This is a genomic window from Vreelandella sp. 162(4c) (genome assembly GCF_058152265.1).
This window is the reverse complement of sequence record NZ_CM176981.1, coordinates 3,662,176-3,682,270: the sequence shown is the minus strand read 5'-3', so window position 1 is coordinate 3,682,270 and position 20,095 is coordinate 3,662,176. Positions and strand designations below refer to the sequence as shown.

Genomic DNA, 20,095 nt, shown 5'->3' with positions numbered 1-20,095 from the left:
GTGGGGGCTTTTTTTAGCCGAGTGATTAAAAAGCGCGACGGCGATAGGTGCGATAATCTGGCGACCAGGACGCCTTTTCAATCAGTTCCCGTAGCGTCGTACCACTGGTTTTCAGTGCCACGCCATTCTGCTGTGCCTGGGCAGCCACTTCAAAAGCAATCGACTTGCTGATATCGCGAATACGCGATAGCGGCGGCAGCAAAGCACCCTTGCCCTCTTTAACCAGCGGCGCTTCACGGGCCAGCGCCCGCGAGGCGCTCATCAGCATCTCGTCGGTGACTCGATTGGCACTGGCAGCAATCACGCCCAACCCAATGCCTGGGAAGATATAGGCATTGTTGCACTGGGCAATCGGATAAGTACGGCCGTTGTAAACCACCGGCGCAAAGGGGCTACCGGTGGCTACCAAGGCTTGGCCGTCGGTCCAGCGAATAACATCCTCTGGCACGGCCTCTGCCTGGGAAGTAGGGTTAGAGAGCGGCATGATGACCGGGTGCTCACAGCCCGCGTGCATGGTGCGCACCACCTGCTCGGTGAAGATACCGCGCTGGCCGCAGACACCGATCAGCACTGTTGGTTTGATCTGAGCAATCGTCTCTTCCAGACCCTGGCCATTCCACTCGGCGACTAGCGAAGGGTCGTGGGCTAACCGGCGCTGGAAGTCGCGCTGCCACTCTTGATCGCTGGTCATCAAGCCGTCGCGATCGACAATGTAAATACGCGACCGTGCTTCGCTTTCGGTCAAGCCCTCCGCTTCCATCGCTACGACCACCTGCTCGGCGATTCCACACCCCGCGGAACCGCCACCTACAAACACCACACGCTGCTGGGCAATGGTCTCTTCCCGGGCCTGACAAGCCGCCATTAGCGTACCCACCACCACAGAGGCAGTCCCCTGCACATCGTCGTTGAAGCAGCAAAGCTCGTTGCGATAGCGCTCTAGCAGCGGCACCGCATTGGCCTGGGCAAAGTCCTCAAACTGCAGCAGCACGTTCGGCCAGCGGCGCTTCACAGCAGCGATAAATTCTGCCATGAACGCATCGTACTCTTCCTGCCCTACCCGCTCGTGGCGCCAGCCCATGTACATGGGATCATCCAGCAGCGCTTTGTTGTTAGTGCCCACATCAATCATGATCGGCAGCGTGTAGGCGGGGCTAATACCGCCACAGGCGGTATACAACGCCAGTTTACCAATCGGGATACCCATGCCCCCGATGCCCTGGTCGCCGAGGCCTAGAATGCGCTCACCATCGGTCACTACGATCACTTTGACATTATCTTTGGTGGCGCTGCGCAGGATATCATCCATATGTTCGCGGTCAGGATAGCTAATAAACAGGCCGCGGTGGTTACGGTAAATGTTGGAAAATTCCTGACACGCCTGCCCTACCGTGGGGGTGTAAATAATCGGCAGCATCTCTTCAAGATGCTGGGAAACCATACGGAAATAGAGTGTTTCGTTGTCGTCTTGAATGGCGCGCAGGTGGATGTGCTTTTCGAGGTCGCTATGGCATTGTTGGTACTGGCGGTAGACCCGCTCTAGCTGATCCTCAATAGTTTCTACCTTCTGCGGCAGCAAACCAATCAGGTTAAACGCCAAGCGCTCCTGCTGAGTAAACGCGCTGCCTTTGTTCAATAGCGGCATTTCGAGCAAAGAAGGACCGGCGTAAGGAAGGTATAGGGGGCGTCTACTCTCGGTAGTCATAAGCACTCTCTTTTTTATGTCAATCACTGCTGCAATGCAGCAACATCGGGCGTTTGCGGCGTTTGAGCGTAATGTAACATGCTCCTGCGACAAAGGTGGAAGAGAGCGACCATGTTGATAAAAAAACGCCTCGGTTTAGGAAGCCTAAACCGAGGCGTGATGGCGCGATTAACTAGTGATCTAACGATGCCCTAGCAAGTTTTAGCGGTGGGTTTGCGCCCCTCCACGCCAGCGAAGAAGAACGGCCGCAGCTTAACGCCAAACATGTTGCCCGCAAACGCCGCTACCAGCCATACCCAACCGTGAAGGCTGCCAGAGGCAATGCCGCTGAAGTAAGCACCAATATTGCAACCAAACGCCAAACGCGCGCCATAACCTAGCAAGATGCCGCCGATGACCGCGGCCAAGATAGATTTCAACGGGATTCTGAAGTTAGGTGCAAAGCGACCCGCCAAGCTGGCGGCAGCCAGCGCGCCCAGCATAATACCGACATTCATTACCGTAGTGATGTCGCTCCATACGCTGGCTTTAAGGGCCGCTGCGTTGCCAGGGGACTGCCAATAGCCCCACTGGCTGACATCGCCGCCCACCAGTTCAAAGCCTTTAGCACCCCACAGCGCAAACGCAGAGGTAATTCCCCAAGGGCGGCCTGCCAGTGCCAAGGTGGCAAAGTTGAGCAACGCCAACGCCACCGCGCCCGCCACTAACGGCCAAGGCCCAGTTAACCAACGCGCATACCCATGCTTATCGACCATGGACGCCTGCTCTAACTGACCGTGACGACGCTTCTCCATCACCCAGGTAAACGCCGTAATAGCAGCAAACAGCACCAGGCTAATAGCGATCCCCCCACTGACCCCGGCGACGTTAACCAGCGATACCGGTTGAAAGGCCGGTAAGCTCTGCCACCAGGCAAAATGCGCCGAGCCAATCACCGAGCCGACAATAAAGAACACCAGAGTGATCAGCATGCGCGCGTTACCACCGCCTGCGGTAAACAGCGTGCCAGAGGCACAGCCGCCGCCTAACTGCATGCCCACACCGAACAGGAACGCCCCTACCAACACAGAAATACCAATGGGCGCCACAAAGCCCGACACCTCGTTGCCAAACAGGGAACCCGCCCCCAAGGCAGGGAAAAACAGCACCACAGCAATCGCCAGCATCACCATCTGGGCACGCAGGCCACGCCCGCGCCGCTCAGTAATAAATACCCGCCACGCTGAGGTAAAACCAAAGGCAGCGTGATACAGCACCATGCCAAATAGCCCGCCGACAATCATCAACAGGCCAATGTTGGCGTCAAAGACAACCCCAATAAGCAACGCACCCAGCACAATCGCCGCTGTGGCTATCAGCGGCACGCGATAGCTCTGCGGCGCAGCAACCGTCGTTGTAGACATACATTCACCTTTAGCAGCACCAAAAGCGCCTGTTAACAAACAGGCGCTTTTGGTAGACATGGACAATAGTTATAAGCCTAACGATAGCTGTAGAGTGCGGGAAATTCTTTATTTAAAGGTAGTTATATCTTTGGGGAATATATGGATGATGGAGCAACGCACCAGTCTAGCGCAAGAATCACCCTGCTATAGCAACCTAAAAGAATGCAGTACTTTGAATATTGTGGCGCTCTGTTCCTCCCACGACGCAGTAAAGGTGTTTATCATTATTCTATAGTGCCCATTAGGAGCGGCTAAAGAAGCAACGAGGGTAGATGTTTCTTGATCGCCATCTACAATGTTTACGACTTGATAAAGACACTCGATGTCTTTTACTCCGCAATTGGCCGAGGTCGATACAAAAATATCGCCCGGCACATGATATTGGAAACTGCTTTCAAGCAATAAACCGTACTCTTCTAAGGTAAGAGAGGCATCATTCTGATCGAAACCAATGAACATTTCTAACTCACCTGTTTCACTCTTTGTTCTTAAAATATAGTCTTTCCCGCTGGGCGCATAAATGGCCCAGGTAAGTGGAACGGATATAGCGAACTCGCCATTGGTAATTTTTTTTGTTGCGTCGCTACTGATCACTTCAGAGTTATTGGCATCCTCTGTGGAAGCGATGGCTTTTTCTTTACCAACAGGAAGGTCTTTAACTTGAAATAAAATAACAACAAGCACGGCGATATTATATGCTTTGAGGAAACGCCTAACGTTTCTACCAGATTTGGGTAGGCAGAAAGGAAGCGCCATCAATGATGGGATTAAAATAGCCGTTAAGATAATATCTACAATCAATCCCTCGTAGCTAACATAACCATTAGGAGTCGCGAGTGTAAAGACCGCACAAGTAAGAAACAGCAAGATGGCAATAAGTAGTCGCATATTTTGTCCTTGGTGTAAGACAGAGCTTAGTCGTAGCCTAATTGTCTTCTTGATTGCAGATAATAAGTGAACTAATTACGAGCTAGCCACCTGCTAAAAGCCCTAGTGATTCGACGTAAATGAGAGTAAGCGTAAACTGGGCATTCGGTTCCCCTTGGCGGGCGGCAAGATCAAACCAGCGAATGGCGTCGCTCCGGCTCTCGGGAATGCTTTCGCCGCGAAGGTACATACTGCCTAAATTGTATTGGGCCATAGCATTGCCCTGAATGGCCGCTTGTTGATACCACTGCAGGGCGAGTACACGGTTAATAGGCACGCCTTCACCAAACTGGTACATAGCGCCTAGCATGGTTTGAGCATCAGTATCTCCCTGTTCGGCGGCAAGACGGTACCAGTGCGCCGCTTCATGATCGTCTCGTTCAACGCCTGGGTTGTAACGGTACATAGCCCCCAGGTTGAATTGAGCCATGACGTCACCCTGCTCTGCGGCGCGACGGTACCACATCATCGCTTTTTCTGGGTTTGGGGGAATACCTGCACCAAAATCATACATATAGCCTAATTCAAACTGTGCATCAGCATCGCCCTGCTCGGCGGCCAGCCGAAACCAGTCTGCCGCTGCTCGCGCGTCTTGCTCAACGCCTTCTCCGTCTCGGTACATGATGCCCGTGTTGAACTGGGCAGAAATATGGCCTTGCTCAGCAGCCTGGCGATACCAACCCAACGCCTTGCGGCTATTTTGAGCAACGCCCAGGCCGGTATCGTACCGGTAGCCCACTCTAAACTGCGCATCGGCATCCCCTTGTTCTGCGGCCCGGCGATACCACTCAGTCGCGGTATCCTCATTCTGGGTAACGCCCTCGCCATTGGCATACATATACCCCAGTTGGTTTTGAGCGCCCATATGGCCGTTCTCAGCCGCAAGATTAAATAGCCTTAAGGCGTCACTCATGCTTTGAGTAACGCCTTCGCCCCGATAGTAAAGCCAGGCTAAGTTATTATAGGCATCAACCACTTCTTGGTCGGCGGCTAACTGAAACCACTCGATGGCTTTACTAAAATCCTGTACTACGCCTTCGCCATCGCGATACATAACACCTAAGTTATACTGTGCATCGGGAACACCCTGTTCAGCGGCGAGAAAATATAGCTCGGCCGCGTCACTAGAGCTTTGAGGGAGCCCAATCCCTAAGTAATACATCCCTGCCAGCATAAATTGGGCGTCAGGATGCCCCTGTTTTGTCGCGAGTCTAAGCCACGTGATGGCTTTGTTAGTATTTTTGGATACGCCATCGCCGTGACGATACATAGCACCAAGCTGATACTGTGACTCCGAATCACCTTGCTTAGCGCGTGCGACAAGCTGATCAAAACCTGCATTAACTTGATCGTCAGTATAATCGCTAAGCGCTTCATTCATCGGCTGGGCTAATGCGGGTGAGGAGCATAAGAAAAGGGTGAGACTCAGAAGTGATATAGCAATAAGGTGAGGCATGGCATGCAATCCCTGCACTGATCTTAATTCTACTTATCTTCTCAGACTATTTGTTGGATTTCTATACAAACCACTCATTCTCTTGATCTCATGACTCCCACAAGGGCCTGAGTAACAAGGATCAAGAAATAAACAGAGGCGCTAACCGCCTTTGTAACAGCCTCGTGGTCAGCAAACTCCGAGGCTTAGTTCAGCATGATCGTTTTACCCGTACTACGACGCCGCTTAAGCTGCCGAATTCTTTATAGCCTTTTCATCTCGCCAATAGGTGTTAGCCACTCTCTTAGAGCGTAAAAAATAAAGAGTCCAGATAACTGACCATACCAGGGCGGATGCAGACTCTGAGTGCAACACACTCACTGGATGGTTGATGGGCTTTCATGGTACTTGGTCATCAGCTCGCTCATCACTTCTATCGGACATTTAAACCCAAAGCGTTTTCGAGGTCGCATATTTAGCTCAAAGGCAATGGCGTCTAGCTCTTCCTGGCTATGCACTGAAAGATCCGTTCCTTTCGGTAAATATTGACGGATTAGGCCATTGATATTCTCATTGGCCCCCCGCTGCCAGGGGCTATGGGGATCGCAAAAGTAAATCGCAACACCGGTTTCTTGAGTAATTTTTGCATGGTGTGCCATTTCACGCCCCTGATCATAAGTCATGCTTTTTCGAGCGGTGGTCGGCATTCGGTTCAGGGCAGCACTAAAGCCTGCGACGGCGGATGTGGCGGTGGCGTCATCCATTTTTGCGAGTATCAGATAGCCACTACTAAGTTCTACCAAGGTGCCTACCGCAGACGCGTTATTCTTACCTTTAATCAGATCGCCCTCCCAGTGGCCGGGCATTTCACGCTTACTGACCTCGGGCGGACGTAAGTGAATGCTGACCATGTCAGGGATCTGTCCACGTCGATCCACTTCGCCACGGCGAGGCTTGCGTGTGGTTTTACCTTGTCGCAAGCAGTGAATCAGTTCCTTGCGAAGGTGGCCAACAGGCAAGGCATAAATGGCCGTGTAGATGGTTTCTCGGCAGACGTAGGCATCGCGCAAATCAGGTAGTTTCATCATTTTGAGCTTGCCGCTAATTTGTTCAGGAGACAAGCGTTGTCGCAACATATAAACGATGAGGTCAAAACGCTCCGTGCCCGGCACAAGCTTCTGTGTCGGGCGACAGGCAGCTCGACGCTTTTCTCGCTGACGTTGAGCGTGCCGGGCACAGTAACCGTTCTGGGCTATTTGGTTACGGCGTATTTCACGAGAGATGGTTGAAGGAGCTCGCCCTAAGAGCTGGGCAATATGCCGAAGGCTCATCCCTTGGGCTTGACCCACTTGGATGCTGGCACGTTCTTCAATGCTGAGTTCGAGGTAAGACATGGGACAACACCTTAGCGAAATGCTCAGGTGTTGCACTCAATTTCTGCGGCCAAGCAGATTAAAAATGGAAGGTGGGATTCTCATCGCAAGGAAATACTCCCCAGCTTCAGGTGGCATAGTCACAACACAGAAGGCAAGAAGGCTAGCGTTCAACAAAGGGCCGGAAAGCCATATTAGCAACACGACGATGTAACGCGTAACTTTCTTATTACTCGCATATAAAACAACTACCATGCATAAATGGCAAAACACAAAAAAAGCAGAAGTGTAAGGCAGCGTTTCTAAAAAATAATTAAACCAATCAGCATTTTCAACAACATCCTGTTCTCTTAAAAACTCTAGAATTTTGACCACAAAGATAAATGGAAGAATGATGCATACAACCCATATATAAAACATCAACCAACCACCTACACCTACTGGCTTGTTGGGGTAAGGTAAGTCCCTCTCAGTCATTTCGATCCCTCTCTTCATTGATCCAAAAATGGTGATAGCGAATCTTACCACACTCACCCACTAGCATCCTCATAATACTTCGCCACAATTTTTTAAATACACTAATTTTTCTATAATCTCAAGTAAAATCCACTTTGCCTTAGCCATGGACGGTTTGAAGTGGCAATATCTATATATCGACAACCATGGTGCGAGGGGCAAGCAATACCAACCTTCGAGTAGAGAAGCCACTAAAGCGTCTAACGATTTACTTGAATAGTTTGTGACCAACCTTTTTTAGGTACAGACTGCCCCATTTCGGTTTGATTATTGTCGACTTTATTCAATCTTTGCCCATGCAGTAGGTCTCGTTGTCATGCACGGTATGGGTTTCACCGCAGTCGAAATCTTTTTGGGCATGGAGCCAAATTTGCTCCTCGCCGGTGGCATCCTCAAGTCAGGCCAGTAGGGCAAACGCTGGGTTTTCCAGTGGTCGTCGAAGGTGCCTTGATAACTCACTCGGGGCTCCCACCAGGGGGCAATGGGTCCAAAGCCTGCCGGGGCCGGGCGGTCGAAGGGCGAGGAGACCAGCCAGTCCGGGTCTTCCAGTTGAGGTGCGGGCAACTGCGTGACGGCGTTAAGGTCAGGTTTTAGGTACCGGGCGACCTCGCTGGACACCGCTTATAGTCAGCGCGTGATGGCAACCAGCCCCGCCAGGCGGGATTGTCGGGGTAGTAGAGCGTGTTGTTGGTGGGTAAGCGTTCATTCTATAACTTCATGGCCGATCCACGAGATCGCCATGCTGCCATAGCCGCTGCCCGCTCAGCCCTGGGCCACGCGCACCCAGCAGTTGGCGGTCTCGTTAGCGGCGGAGTAGCGATCCTTGGGACTTTGGTCTGACTAGTTAAACGCCCCTACAAGACGGTGAATAAATTGACACAAAGTATCGAACATTCTCTATAGGCCTTGCGTATGAGTCCCTGTGAAATCATCCCACGCTTTGCAGAAATTTCGAGACTCTTCACCCAGCAAACCTACAAATAAATGAGCTTCAACTCTCCCTGACGAAACGGCATTAATCATATTTTCTAACAAACATGTAGCTACCGCATTCTTAACCATTTCATCGCCTTCTTCTAAGCAGCTTTCCACAAGCAAAAAAACTTCCTCCCTTTTATCACTCGACATTAGATGCAAGTTATTTATCAAATAAGAAGAAAGCTTTGAAATATCGTTTGACAGCCCTGGTGTATCATTTCCCCAGAACTCAAGATGAGCCTGCCAAGCAGGTTCAAATCCTGGAACTTTATTTAAAAAAAGCTCAATACAATTTTCATATGTAATCATTTAGCGCCCCAATGCGTTACGTAAATCCATAATGATATTTTCTGCAGCAGCACGATCACCTAAACTAGCATTTGGATTTCTATCAAGCCACCTATTGAGAAATCTTATCGAATCAAGTCCTTTTTGTGAATGCATACGGCCACCGACAGCTTGCCCAGTGGCCAACTCATGCCTTATGGCATCTGCTGTACTGCCACTACCAATTGTGGCATTAGGTCTATATAACTCATCTACGACTTCACTTAATTCTGGATCGCTGACACTAGGTTTAGACATCTGTCGTCTAAGTTGGGTTTTATATTCTTCGTGGGATGCGCGGTTAGCTGCTCCATTTTCCTCCACCCGCAGCCCTTCATTGTCCTGACCAGATTCTCGCTGGTTGGTCGAGGTGTCGTCAGTTTTACTAGACGAATCTCTGTCAACCCTCTTGGGCTTTTTGAAACCACCAAACACCTTGTTAACCATGGAACCGAGAGAGCGCCCGATGGGCGTGGCATCAAGTAACACAGGCAAAATGGCTTGGCCGTATTGGCCTGACCTGACACCATCTCCCACTCCCTCAAGCAACTGTGCTCCCGCTATAACGGGGTTGAAACCAATAAGAAAATCAACCCATGTTCCTTTGACATTGGCACGCGCGGTCTGCCGTCCAGCGTTCTCTCGCAACTCTCCAACGCTGGTGGTAGCTTCAATTACTGTAGTCCATCAAATCATGCAGCTCATCGTCGGTGAGGGTGCCGTTGCGATAGGCCTCCATCATCGCTTGCTGCTGGTGCTCCACCGTCTGGGAAAGCTCCTCTACCTGCGCCCGCAACGCCAGGGCTTGTTCCGAGGTTTTGCCTGTGGGGTTGTCGTTCAAAGCGTCGCGTAGTTCGCCCACGCGTTCCAGGTTGGCTTGTGCCTCTTGCTGTAATTGCTCGGCCACGCTGAGTGACTCGCTGGTCTCTTCGGGCTGGCTGTTGACGGTCTCGGTGTTGGTGTGGACATAGCCCTTGGCGCCGCCTACCCCGGCGGCGTTGCAGTTGATCATGCATTCGCTGCCGTCGCGGACAACCGGTTGCCCGTTGGCTTTGACATTGTCGTGCCCGGTTAAAAACAGCACGTGGCCACTGCCCTGGGAGGTGCCAGAGCCCACTCCCGCCCCGTCATTACCCTCAGTGCCTTGGCATAAATCGCCGACCCGATAGGTGCGCTGCCCGGCGGTGATCACGTTGGGCGAGTAGTTCACCGGGTTGCCGAGCGTCGCCTCGGAATCGAAACCTATGATCTTGTCGCCCACTTGGCAAAAATCAGGGTAGCTGGTCAACGCTCTCCATCGGGCCTCCGCATTACCGGCGTGGCGAGCCTGGCCGTTACGGGCTTGCCCCTGAGAGTCTGGTGGCGTGTTGCTGTCATCCGACATGGCGTACCCCTCCGGTAGATGATAACGCCGCCAGCGGTGTGCGCCGGATGCGTACCTGCTTGAGCGGGTCATCCAGCGGGAACAGCGCCCGCCAGGTGAGGCTAACGTCTTCCCGATCCAGGTCGATCACCACGCTGTCGAGGGCTAGCGGGGTATTGCCGCGCTGGCCACTGGCATGGTCGGTAAGGGCTTGCAGGGCGATGCCCGGTAGCCGGGTACGGTGGCGAAAGCGTTGGCGGTCTCCCACCATGATCGCGCGGCTATTGGGCAGGCAGTTGGTGAGGATCATCAGTTCGTCCCCGCGCAGGTAGTCAGGCGCGACCAGATCCGCCGGGGCGCTGTGGTGAAAGCGATAGTCGAAGTCTTCGGGCCAGTAGGGCAACCGCTGGGTTTTCCAGTGATCGTCGAAGGTGCCTTGATAACTCACCCGGGGCTCCCACCAGGGGGCGATGGGCCCAAAGCCTGCCGGGGCCGGGCGGTCAAAGGGTGAGGTGACCAGCCAGTCTGGGTCTTCCAGTTGGGGGGCGGGTAGCCGTGTCACAGCGTTAAGGTCAGGTTTTAGGTACCGGGCCACCTCGCTGGACACCCGCTTATAGTCAGCACGTGATGGCAACCAGCCCCGCCCAGCGGGGTTGTCGGGGTAGTAGAGCGTGTTAGCGAGGGCGTCCCCGTCGGGCAGGCTGTAGTGGCCGCCGAAGGCGTAGCGGTAGTCCAGCGGGACTTCGCTGACCGGTGTGGGGTCAGTGACCCGCCAGCCACCGAGCAGTTGCCAGCGGAACTCCCGTGGCCCACGCACGATCAGGCGTTTGCCCACCGGGCCTACCTGTACCCGCACCTGCCAGGTGCTGCGCGGTTGCCCGGTGGGCGAGCGCAGGGTGCCATGCACGTGCACTTCGGTGCTGAGTTTGCCGAGCAGCACGTCGCGGTCATCGGTGATGACCTGGGCATACAGGTTGTCGCTGTCACCCTCTAGAGTGGGCTGCCAGCGAATCGGCTGCTGGTGGCTGGACTCGAACAGCGGCCAGTTGTCTTCGGTGAAGCGGTAGGTGGCGCGTACCACCACCACATCATACTCTTGGTCGCCCGGGCCGAGCTTGCGATACAGCGCATGGGGGAACGACGTTGGATTAATCACTTGCGCCATGTACTACCACCCCGGCGACTTAGCGTCGCTTGGTTCAGGGCCATCGCTTTCCTCGGCACTTCCCGGTGCGGGTTGGGCCGTGCCGGTGTTGAGCAGGACGTCATCGGGGCCGTCGACATGCACCTTGGTGCCCGCCTTGACGTGGATCTCGCCCGCATCCAGGTAGATGGCGTCCTCAGTGAGCACCAGCCGGCTGTTGCCTACCTGCAGGGTGAGCTGGTTGCCGGCCTTGAGGGTGATGTTGCGCCCGACATTGAGCGAGTGGTTGAGCCCCACCTGGGTGCTCTTGCTGAGCCCGACCAGGGTGTTCATGATCGCCCCGACGTTGAGGCTGTAGCCCAGGCCGACGTTTTCCATGCGGCCCATGCCGACGTTCTGCAGATACGCCTTACCAACGGTTTCGGTTTTGTTCTTGCCGACTTTGCTCGACCAGTTTTTACCGATCCGGTCGGTTTCGTTGCCATCCACCGTCTTGCGGCGGTTCTTGTGCACGGTAAAGGTTTCGTTACCGTCCACGGTATGGGTCTCGTTGCCATGCACCGTATGGACTTCATGGCGATGGACAGTACGGGTTTCGTCGCGGTCGATATCGGTGGTGCGGTCACGATAGACGTGCAGGGTGCTATCGCGCTTGATGTCCTCGGTGCGGTCATTGAGGGTCAGCAGATCGAGGTCTTTTTGGGCGTGCACCCAGATTTGCTCTTCGCCTGCTTCGTCTTCAAAGCGCAGCTCGTTAAAGCCGTCCGCCTTGTGGCTCTGGGTACGGATGACCGTGCGGGTTTTGTAGGCCGGCAGCGGGTAGGGCGGCCGATTAACCGCGTGGTAAGTGCGCCCAGTGATCAGCGGCTGGTCCGGGTCACCCTCCAAGAACGACAAAATGACCTCATGCCCGATCCTGGGGATCGCCATGCTGCCGTAACCGCCACCCGCCCAGCCCTGGGCGACGCGCACCCAGCAACTAGCGGTTTCGTTAGAGGCGGAGTAGCGATCCCAAGGAAACTGTACTTTGACCCGGCCATATTTGTCGCAGTAGATCTCTTCGCCTGCTGGCCCGACCACAAAGGCCACTTGAGGGCCATCGACCCGCGGCTTGGGGTTGGGCACCGGGCGGAAGGTCTGATCCCGGGGCATGATCACCACTTCATTGTGGTAGCGGGTCATCAGCTCGCCTGCTTGCGCTGAGCTGCTCCCCCCATTGCTACTGTCATAGCCACCCCGCGCCATGCCATCCTCTTCCAGTGCCTGAGGTTGCTCGCCGTGGTGCACCACCGATACCACCTGCCAAGCACGGTTGAGGCTATCGATATCGTGGTCGGTGAGAGTAAAGCAGGTGCCTGGGGCGAGTTCAGGCAGGTCACTTTCCGCTTCGGCGGTGGTAGCGTCAGCGCGCAGCGATTCTAGCCGGTGGCGGGTAAACGGCTTGCCGGAGGCGTCCTTCTTATAGCGCCCTGGGTAGTCGTAGTGTTCGTAATCCTCTCGCTGAGCGTGCTCCCCTAGATTGGGCGCCTGGTGTTCGTGTAGCTGGGCGTAAGGCGGGTTCTTGAAGCTGTAGTCTTTGAGTGTGGCTGAGGCGGGGCGTACCCGACTGACCTGGCGTAGCTTGCGCAAGTGACGTCGGGGCGGCGTGCCCCCGGCGCGGCCGTGGTAGGTACGCTCGCCGATGTTAGGCAGTACCACCGTCGCATCGGCAAACACCAACTGATGGGCTCCGCCTTCGGCGTTCTCAAACTCATGGAAATAGAAGCAGCCCTCTTCGGCGGCCAGGCGCTCGATAAAGGCCAGATCGGTCTCGCGGTACTGAACCAGAAATTCACGGCTGGGCGGCGTGCGCGTAGTGGCAAACTCGATATCGGTGAGGCCGCGCTCGCTGGCTAACGTTTTGATTGCATCATGAGGGATGGTGTCTTGAAAGATACGCGAGTTATGCCGTAGCGATAGTCGCCACAGGGCGGGGCGAATTTCCACGCGGTAAAAGCTGCGCCGGTGCCCGCGATCGCCGCGATGCAGCTCAGCGATAATGCCATGGACTCGGCGCAGCGGCTCGCCATCCTGCCAAATGGTGAGCGTGGCATTTTGATCCAAACAGTCGCTGGGCGACAGGTCGTGGGTGCGGCTGGCGAACTCAACGGTGAGCGCAAACGTCTCCGACAGCGCTTCGCGATGGGTAAAGCTCACCACCGCCGTGTCAGTAGCCCCGGGAAGGGTCAAGGTAAACTGAAGACCCGTATTATCAGCCATTGTAAGCCCCCTCTTCGCGGCCACTGCCGATTAAAATACCGCCGCAGAAAACTGCATGATTGGTCAGCGCAACCGGCTTATCGTCCAGCGTGATGATTAAGCGACCAGCCACTACCTTTTTTCGTCCCATTACTGTTCCTCCGCTGCTGTTTTTCTAGACAGGGTGACGGCAGTTGTGGCTATCAGCAGCGCTTCACAATCGGCGCTTAAAAGCCTTGGCTGCCGCTGCCTTACTCATCCCATTTTGCTGGCGCTTCGTAGCTCGCCACCTCAAAAGCATCGACGTACATGCGCTGAAACCCCGCCGCTTCCAGGCTTTGAATCGCCGTGTGGCAACCCAGTGGTAGCCGCGTTTGTAGCGGCACACCGCTTAAACTCAGCCGGGCAGCGGTCAGCAAACGTGCACCATGGCCACTGCCTTTCCATTCCTGGCTAATAAAGAAGAAACGCAGTTGCCAGGCGGCTTCGTCATCGGGTCGGCACGCCAACACCATGCCCAGGGGCGGGCCATCCCCATGGCGCAGGGCGAGTAAACGCCCCTGCCAGTGCTCAACGTGCTCTTGCTCGCGCTGCAACCACACCTGGCGATGCAAGGTAAATTCCAGAGCACGGCGCAGCGTATCCAGGTAGGCCTTGTCACGCAGTACCCAGGGCGAATGCCCTTTTGCATCGGCACGCTGGACGGCTTCGATAAAACTATCGATATCCCCTTCGCGGGCGCTTTCAAGCGCGCGGGAAGATGCTTGGCCATTAACATCAGGGCCGCTATCCACATGACCACCTGGGTGGTCATGGGTCGTGCTAGCTGAGGGGGAGAGCCACTGCTTAAGTTTCGTCAGCATAGGGCCCTCGTTCTGCATAGAGTGCCGACGGTAACTGGAAGCCTGCGGCGGGCGAACGGGTAAAGGGGTTGGGGGCGCTATCGGTAAATAGGCGATAACGCATAGCGCCCCCGTCCACGTTGAAACGTAGCTCTAACTCACGCTCATTAACGCTGGTGATGTTTGCCTCTTCCAACAGCCGGAACCAAGCCCAGGCGCCATCGCGGGTTATACTCCGCGGCGAGTGATTTACCTGGCTGGGCACCATGGTGATGCGGCTATCCGTGCCGCCACGCAACGTATTTGGCCAAATCATGGAGACCCGACTACTGGCGCTGTGAGTGTAATCAATGAGCTGGCCATCGGCACTGATCACACTGCGCCGCTTGTCGGGGCTTAAGCTGATCGGCTCAAGAGCGAACTCGACGTCTAGCGCACCATCAGGGCCAAAATAGGCACGGCGAATTTGTTCCGCCTGTGACACGGCGGCAAACACGCTTTCACGCAGTAGCGAATTACCCTGGGTATCCACCAGTTGCTCAGGCGCACCTTCGATAAAGGGCTGCAAGTTATCCTGATAGAAGTTGTCGAGGATACCTTCAGGAGCAAAGAAGGCTTCAAAGTCGCTTAGCGAAGCATCCCGGCTTGCACTGGGCACCAGCGGATAGCGCCCGGCTAAACGCTCTTGGTAAGGAGCCACCACTTCATCTATCCAGATATTTTCCAAGTGGCTGATAGCACTTGCCATGATGAGCTGCCAGCTTTGATCCGCCAGGCTTTTCAACATGCTTGCGACAGGCTCGGGCGAGCTGTCAGCAATACGCTGCAGGCGATAAATAGGGTCATCACCGCGCAGCGATAAGCGGTCACGCGCGCCAATGAAAGCGGCGCGCCCTGGGTCGCTGGCTTCTTCTATATCAAGCAGGTAATCACGCAGCTCCGTTACCGCCGATTTGATCTCTTCCAGGGAGGAGGGATCCCCCTCTTGAGGATTGGAGAGCTTGTTAATCGCGGTAAACTGCTGCTCGATATCGTGAGCAAGCTGATAGCGCGGTGAACGCTGCAGCGCTTCACGGGCTTCCTCGTCATCTGCAGGCAGTTCCGGATAGAGACGGGTATTCTGCTCGACCGCTGCTAACAGACGGTCTAGGGGGCGCTCGGCGCTGACCAGCGCATCGGCGACCACCGCTGCCTGATGAATGTCCGGCAGGGGCACAAGCTGGGTATTGCGCAGGGCATCACGCCAACTCACGCGATAGTCACTGACATAATAGTCACGCAGGGCGTTTTGCAGTTGCTGACGGTCAGCGTTGCTGAAATTGATGTCTTCGCGCTGATCCAATACCCACAAGTCGATAAGCGCTAGCTCGGTTGCCCTATCCAACTGCTGCAGGAAGTGATTTTCGAAGCCACCCCGGGTAACCAGATACGGCAGTTGCACATACGAGGGCTCATCGTTACGCGCCATAAACACCGTGTTGAACATCGACCCCACCTGACGGCGCAGGTCGAGAGGATCTCCGCGACGGCTACTGTCAGCTTTCATGGTGGCGTAGACCCGCTCATCCATCGGCAGGCGTGATAGGTCGTCAATCGCGGCGACTAAGCTGCCGCGTAGTGGCGCCATGGCATATTCAGCGCGCCGATTACCAGCGGCAACCCGGCTTTCCAAATCGCTGTGCTGCAGGGCGTAATCTAAATGAGCCAGTAAGCGGTCTTGGATTTCACCACGCTGGGGGAAATCCGACTGCCAACGCTGCGCCATAAAGTCGTGTACGCGTTCGGGCTGGCGGCCACTGGCGTCAGACATCATGCGCAAAATGCGCAGCAGCGCCAGCTTGGCGTTACTGCCCTCTTCTTCGCGGTTCATGTCATCCATGATGCCCACCATCAACGCTGGCAGGAATTGGTACTCCAACATGGCGAGGTAAGCATTCTCTAACTGGCCACCAATAATGTGGCCTTGATAAAGCCCCATATCGGCAAGGAAAGGTGTGTGTGTACGGTAGCCCTCGAAGGTTTGCATCGCATCGCGTAGGCGATCCAACGGCGCCAGCATTTCGTAGCCCGTTGGGTCGTCGCTCTGAAACTCTTCGGGATGGGTGGCCAGGAAAGTTTCCGCCCGATGCTCGACGGTGGAAAGCGAGGTCGCGTTTTTCTGGTAGAAATGACTCCACCCACCGATCATTACCGCACTCACTAACATGCAACCGACGATGCACGCCTGGCGAGTGCGCTGGCGGCGGCGGGCTACTTTGGCGTTGTCACCGGCCAGGCCAGCTTCTGGATAAATAACTTTTTCAAACAGCTCTTCGGTGAAATACAGGGCGCTGCGCGTGGCACGGTGCGCTGGCTGAACACTTTCGGGCATGCCATAACGGCGGGCCGCGGCATCAACGAAAGGATCTTCAGGCACCCCCTGCTGATAAACCGAGGTGAAATAAGTGCCGCGTACAATCGCCGCGGTGGAAAAGCGGTCGCTGGAGAGCGCTTCGTTGAGGAAGCCGAGCAGCACATCGCGCAGCCCTGCTAGCTGGCGCACAAAGCGAAACACCGACTCCCGTTCTTCCCGGTCACGGCACTCTGCCAGCATGGTGGGCATTGCGCGGTTAAGGCGTTCCAGCATATTGTCGTAAGCGGCGGCGAACTCTTCTTCCCACTGTCCCGGTGTATCAATGGATTTAGCCGAGAAGGTAAAGCCTAACGGCGCCCGCCGTGCAGCACGGGAGTAATGGCGGAAGAAATCGTCAAAACCGTGCAGCAAATCCATTTTGCTGAAGGTGACGTAAACCGGTAGTCGGCTGCCGTGGCGCTCCATCAATTCGCGCAGGCGGCTGCGTAACAGCGTTGCGTACGCTTTACGAACGGCTACCTGGGCGTGGCTAAGACGGGCTAGATCCAACACCAGCACAACGCCGTCCAGCGGGCGGCGTGGCCGGTTACGCTCTAGCCACTCGGTGAAGTGATCCCATAGGCGGCTATTCAGTTCGTCAGGCTCGCCCGTTTCCAGTGCGCCTTGGGTCAATAACTCACCATCAGGGTCGATGAGTATCGCTTTATCGCCAATCCACCAGTCAAAACCAAAGCGGTTTTTCTTGCTGCTGATGCCAGAGGCTTTCATGACATTGGACAACGCAAAATTTTGCCCCGAGCGATTGACCAAGCTGGTTTTGCCCGCGTTTTCGACCCCCATGACCAAATACCAGGGAAGGCGATAGCGGCTGCTGTCCCCACCGCCAACACTATCAATAATTTCGGATAGCACGCTGTTCAGCGAAGTTTCCTGCTGGTCGATACTCTCCTGTATGGGGTCTGACTGCTGCGATTCCATATCCTGCGCGAGCTCATCGGCTTCGCGCAGTCGACGGGAAAGCCGAACGCCCCAAATCACCGCCACTAACGTTACCAGCGCCAAGGTGGCCAGTAACCGATTGACCCAGGGGCCTAATGGGTAGCTGTCTCGCACTTCCCAACTAGGTCCTAACCACCAGATAGCCACTAATAGGAGCACGATTAATACGCCCCACATGGCCATGGAAAGCCGCCCTAGCCCCTTGACTCTGTTAGCTTGCGCTTTGGCGCGATTGTGAGTGCTCTGTGCACGTGAAAAGCCGGGCACCCAGCGGCTCAGCCTTGATTTCAATGTTCCCCACATGAGCCTTTAATCCTCGTCCCTAGTGATAAAGTCGATCATCGTTGTCATGTCCTAAGCGATGCCTGAAGCCGCGAAACCAGCGCTGGTTCCCACTGCTCTAAATCAAGTTCATTAACAGTTTGGTGCAGCGTGCTGTAGTGCTGCTGGGCGAGCGTTTCTAGTCCCGCCTCCTGCAACAAATCAGCGCTGGCCAAGCGCCAGTACGTGCTCTCGCGCAAGGAGCGTGCCGACGCTAACCCCTGGTCAAGCACCTGCAAGGCAGGCCCTAACCCTTCACTCCCCATATAGCTACGCGCTTCTTCTAACCCCGCGTGCCATGCTTCACCGCCACCGGCGCCATCATTTGAGCCGCTGCCAGCGCCGCTATACAGCCACTGCTGCGTTTCTTTATCTAAAAAAGGCGAGCCATCGTTAAACGTTAACGACTCAATACCGGGGAGCCTTTCCACAAACCGCACCGACTCATCGCGAATAGCCTCAGCGCAGCGCGGCCGCCCTAGGCGCTTGGCTAGCTCGGCACTCAAGCGGTGTCCTTCTAACCAGTAGGGGCTAACCGCGACGCTTTTCTCTATGCGCTGCCAAAGCGCTTCGTCACCGCCCCGGGAAAGCGCTTCTCGATAATCCGCCACACGGTCAGCAGCCACGGGGGCTAACTCGGTACGCCCGCCTTCCCGAGCAGCAGGTAACGCCTGGATGGCGCTCCAGATGGCATAGCGACGCAAGCGGTATGCCAGCGGCTCGCCCGGGTTTTGCTCGTTTAGAAAATCGGCCATTTTGAGCAGAGACTGGCGGTTGGCGCGCTCATTGCCTGCCTCCAGACGCAGTTCGGGGACTTTTGCCGCGCCGGGCTGCTCAACCTTTTCAGCACCACTGGGGGAAGAAGACGCGGCCGTCCGTGCTTCGCCACCGGACGCGTTGCCACCTTGAGAGTCCGATGCAGCACGGTTTTGATTAGGCTGCTTTTCATCCAGCAGGCGCATCAGCTCGTCAAGTGAGTCAGCAGGCAACTGCTTGTCCGCGGCTAACGTTTGCAGTTTTTCCAACGAGTGGCGGCAGGCCAGAAACTCATCCTCGGCATTATGAAAGTCGAGGCCCGCGGCAAGCTTCAGCGTGCGTTGGGTAAATTGCTGGAACAGCCTGGGCCGCAACTTAGCCCCACGTGCGCCATTGAAGGGGTATGCCAACGCCCACCAGGCTTCAAGACAACCGGCCAGCAGCCTTAGGGAAAGCGCGAAACGCACGCCATTGCCTTCATGCTGCAGGCAGTGCAGCAAGTGCCCCAACACCTTTAGGTCTTTGCCTTTGTAGCTGAGCATAGTGATTGCTAATGCTTCTGCCGTGTCCCAATCAACGTCTTGGTGCTGCAATGAACCAACCTTCATCATTTCAGCCTCAAGGCGCAGGTAGTCGGCGCTGTCCTCCAGCACAACGCCGATCTCCTCGCCCTGCTCATTGGCAGGCAGAGGCGCTAGCAGGGGTTCAAGGTGACTATCCGCCGTTATACGCATCACGAACTCCTATACCCACTACCAGCGACAGGCGCTGCGAAGCGGTTGAATTTGCTGACGCAGTCCTGATACATCAAAACGCAGCCCGTCCAGAGCCGCTGCGTCGCTACTCAACACAAGCTCGTTGGCGCTTAATAATTGCCGCAGCGTTTCAATGGCGGGCAGGCCGCGCCCACCGCTTACCACGTGGCCGTCATCGCGCACTCGCCATTGTTGAGAGACATCACGCCCATCCGCGACGACCCGCAACGACACGCGGGGCGTATCCAAGGCATTGGGCAGGTGCACCTGGAAGCGGGTAATTAACTTCTCGCAGGCCAGTACCAAGACGGGCCGCGGGGGCGTTGTGCCCCGTGCAGGTACCGTCATTAACACTTGATCCCCCTCGGCGCTCACTATCAGGCCAAAGTCATCGGCGTTGCGTTTCTCCTCTTGGCTGACCACTGCGTGCCAAAGTGGCGGCAATTCAGCGCTATCACTCGGTGTACTCTGCTCGTCCAGGAAAAGATTGTCGTAGCAACCCAGGCGATCCAAACGTGAGCTTTCTTGGCCACACTGATGCGCCTGTTCCAATACAGCCGAGCTATCCTCTGCTTGTAGTGCGCTGCTCATGCTTAATAGCCAGAGGCAAATCAATAG

17 protein-coding genes are annotated in these 20,095 nt (G+C 55.4%); all 17 read right to left on the bottom strand.

Annotation, left to right across the window (positions count from 1 at the left end; genetic code table 11):
* Positions 1 to 25 precede the first annotated feature (25 nt).
* Positions 26 to 1,705, bottom strand: coding sequence for an NAD-dependent malic enzyme (locus AC4EYZ_RS16880; protein WP_039859571.1), 1,680 nt, complete (start codon positions 1,703 to 1,705; stop codon positions 26 to 28).
* A 191-nt stretch (positions 1,706 to 1,896) separates the two neighbouring features.
* On the bottom strand, positions 1,897 to 3,108 hold the full coding sequence (locus tag AC4EYZ_RS16875) for a YeeE/YedE family protein (protein ID WP_474191892.1): 1,212 nt from the start codon (positions 3,106 to 3,108) through the stop codon (positions 1,897 to 1,899).
* A gap of 186 nt (positions 3,109 to 3,294) precedes the next feature.
* The gene (locus tag AC4EYZ_RS16870; RefSeq protein ID WP_027956896.1) at positions 3,295 to 4,038 is read right to left on the bottom strand and encodes a hypothetical protein; all 744 of its coding nucleotides are present in this window, start codon (positions 4,036 to 4,038) and stop codon (positions 3,295 to 3,297) included.
* A gap of 82 nt (positions 4,039 to 4,120) precedes the next feature.
* Positions 4,121 to 5,533 carry an SEL1-like repeat protein gene (locus AC4EYZ_RS16865; RefSeq protein ID WP_474191893.1) on the bottom strand — a complete coding sequence of 471 codons (1,413 nt, stop codon included), beginning with the start codon at positions 5,531 to 5,533 and terminating at the stop codon, positions 4,121 to 4,123.
* 356 nt (positions 5,534 to 5,889) lie between these two features.
* Positions 5,890 to 6,906, bottom strand: coding sequence for an IS30 family transposase (locus tag AC4EYZ_RS16860; protein ID WP_317998401.1), 1,017 nt, complete (start codon positions 6,904 to 6,906; stop codon positions 5,890 to 5,892).
* 36 nt (positions 6,907 to 6,942) lie between these two features.
* The gene (locus AC4EYZ_RS16855; protein ID WP_490203928.1) at positions 6,943 to 7,362 is read right to left on the bottom strand and encodes a hypothetical protein; all 420 of its coding nucleotides are present in this window, start codon (positions 7,360 to 7,362) and stop codon (positions 6,943 to 6,945) included.
* A gap of 318 nt (positions 7,363 to 7,680) precedes the next feature.
* Positions 7,681 to 8,019 (bottom strand): DUF2169 domain-containing protein, encoded by a 339-nt coding sequence (locus AC4EYZ_RS16850; protein WP_490203927.1) that lies wholly within the window; start codon positions 8,017 to 8,019, stop codon positions 7,681 to 7,683.
* Positions 8,020 to 8,298: 279 nt separating this feature from the next.
* The gene (locus tag AC4EYZ_RS16845; RefSeq protein WP_490203926.1) at positions 8,299 to 8,688 is read right to left on the bottom strand and encodes a DUF7674 family protein; all 390 of its coding nucleotides are present in this window, start codon (positions 8,686 to 8,688) and stop codon (positions 8,299 to 8,301) included.
* Complete coding sequence (locus tag AC4EYZ_RS16840; protein WP_490203925.1) at positions 8,689 to 9,153, bottom strand: hypothetical protein; 465 nt, start codon at positions 9,151 to 9,153, stop codon at positions 8,689 to 8,691.
* A 223-nt stretch (positions 9,154 to 9,376) separates the two neighbouring features.
* Positions 9,377 to 10,090, bottom strand: a complete 714-nt coding sequence (locus AC4EYZ_RS16835; RefSeq protein ID WP_490203924.1) for a hypothetical protein — start codon at positions 10,088 to 10,090, stop codon at positions 9,377 to 9,379.
* Entirely contained in the window at positions 10,080 to 11,234 is a 1,155-nt protein-coding gene (locus tag AC4EYZ_RS16830; protein ID WP_490203923.1) for a DUF2169 family type VI secretion system accessory protein, read from the bottom strand. Before AC4EYZ_RS16830 ends, AC4EYZ_RS16835 begins: the two co-directional genes overlap by 11 nt.
* Positions 11,235 to 11,237: 3 nt before the next feature.
* The gene (locus AC4EYZ_RS16825; protein WP_490203922.1) at positions 11,238 to 13,472 is read right to left on the bottom strand and encodes a type VI secretion system Vgr family protein; all 2,235 of its coding nucleotides are present in this window, start codon (positions 13,470 to 13,472) and stop codon (positions 11,238 to 11,240) included.
* Positions 13,465 to 13,602: a hypothetical protein gene (locus tag AC4EYZ_RS16820; RefSeq protein ID WP_155706023.1), complete on the bottom strand. Its 138-nt coding sequence runs from the start codon at positions 13,600 to 13,602 to the stop codon at positions 13,465 to 13,467. Before AC4EYZ_RS16820 ends, AC4EYZ_RS16825 begins: the two co-directional genes overlap by 8 nt.
* A gap of 100 nt (positions 13,603 to 13,702) precedes the next feature.
* The gene (locus AC4EYZ_RS16815) at positions 13,703 to 14,314 is read right to left on the bottom strand and encodes a GNAT family N-acetyltransferase (RefSeq protein WP_035538127.1); all 612 of its coding nucleotides are present in this window, start codon (positions 14,312 to 14,314) and stop codon (positions 13,703 to 13,705) included.
* Positions 14,298 to 17,948, bottom strand: a complete 3,651-nt coding sequence (gene tssM / locus AC4EYZ_RS16810; RefSeq protein WP_490203921.1) for a type VI secretion system membrane subunit TssM — start codon at positions 17,946 to 17,948, stop codon at positions 14,298 to 14,300. Before tssM ends, AC4EYZ_RS16815 begins: the two co-directional genes overlap by 17 nt.
* 44 nt (positions 17,949 to 17,992) lie before the next feature.
* The gene (tssA, locus tag AC4EYZ_RS16805; protein ID WP_490203920.1) at positions 17,993 to 19,456 is read right to left on the bottom strand and encodes a type VI secretion system protein TssA; all 1,464 of its coding nucleotides are present in this window, start codon (positions 19,454 to 19,456) and stop codon (positions 17,993 to 17,995) included.
* Between the two features lie 18 nt (positions 19,457 to 19,474).
* Positions 19,475 to 20,068, bottom strand: coding sequence for a type VI secretion system-associated protein VasI (vasI, locus tag AC4EYZ_RS16800; protein WP_342411141.1), 594 nt, complete (start codon positions 20,066 to 20,068; stop codon positions 19,475 to 19,477).
* Positions 20,069 to 20,095: the final 27 nt, after the last annotated feature.

Coding starts and splice junctions, on each gene's coding strand:
- AC4EYZ_RS16875 (WP_474191892.1), bottom strand. CDS start 3,108: ATGTCTACAACGACGGTTGCTGCGCCGCAGAGCTATCGCGTGCCGCTG.
- AC4EYZ_RS16840 (WP_490203925.1), bottom strand. CDS start 9,153: ATGGTTAACAAGGTGTTTGGTGGTTTCAAAAAGCCCAAGAGGGTTGAC.
- AC4EYZ_RS16870 (WP_027956896.1), bottom strand. CDS start 4,038: ATGCGACTACTTATTGCCATCTTGCTGTTTCTTACTTGTGCGGTCTTT.
- AC4EYZ_RS16815 (WP_035538127.1), bottom strand. CDS start 14,314: ATGCTGACGAAACTTAAGCAGTGGCTCTCCCCCTCAGCTAGCACGACC.
- AC4EYZ_RS16860 (WP_317998401.1), bottom strand. CDS start 6,906: ATGTCTTACCTCGAACTCAGCATTGAAGAACGTGCCAGCATCCAAGTG.
- AC4EYZ_RS16820 (WP_155706023.1), bottom strand. CDS start 13,602: ATGGGACGAAAAAAGGTAGTGGCTGGTCGCTTAATCATCACGCTGGAC.
- AC4EYZ_RS16845 (WP_490203926.1), bottom strand. CDS start 8,688: ATGATTACATATGAAAATTGTATTGAGCTTTTTTTAAATAAAGTTCCA.
- tssA (WP_490203920.1), bottom strand. CDS start 19,456: ATGCGTATAACGGCGGATAGTCACCTTGAACCCCTGCTAGCGCCTCTG.
- AC4EYZ_RS16880 (WP_039859571.1), bottom strand. CDS start 1,705: ATGACTACCGAGAGTAGACGCCCCCTATACCTTCCTTACGCCGGTCCT.
- AC4EYZ_RS16825 (WP_490203922.1), bottom strand. CDS start 13,472: ATGGCTGATAATACGGGTCTTCAGTTTACCTTGACCCTTCCCGGGGCT.
- AC4EYZ_RS16835 (WP_490203924.1), bottom strand. CDS start 10,090: ATGTCGGATGACAGCAACACGCCACCAGACTCTCAGGGGCAAGCCCGT.
- vasI (WP_342411141.1), bottom strand. CDS start 20,068: ATGAGCAGCGCACTACAAGCAGAGGATAGCTCGGCTGTATTGGAACAG.
- AC4EYZ_RS16830 (WP_490203923.1), bottom strand. CDS start 11,234: ATGGCGCAAGTGATTAATCCAACGTCGTTCCCCCATGCGCTGTATCGC.
- tssM (WP_490203921.1), bottom strand. CDS start 17,948: ATGTGGGGAACATTGAAATCAAGGCTGAGCCGCTGGGTGCCCGGCTTT.
- AC4EYZ_RS16855 (WP_490203928.1), bottom strand. CDS start 7,362: ATGACTGAGAGGGACTTACCTTACCCCAACAAGCCAGTAGGTGTAGGT.
- AC4EYZ_RS16865 (WP_474191893.1), bottom strand. CDS start 5,533: ATGCCTCACCTTATTGCTATATCACTTCTGAGTCTCACCCTTTTCTTA.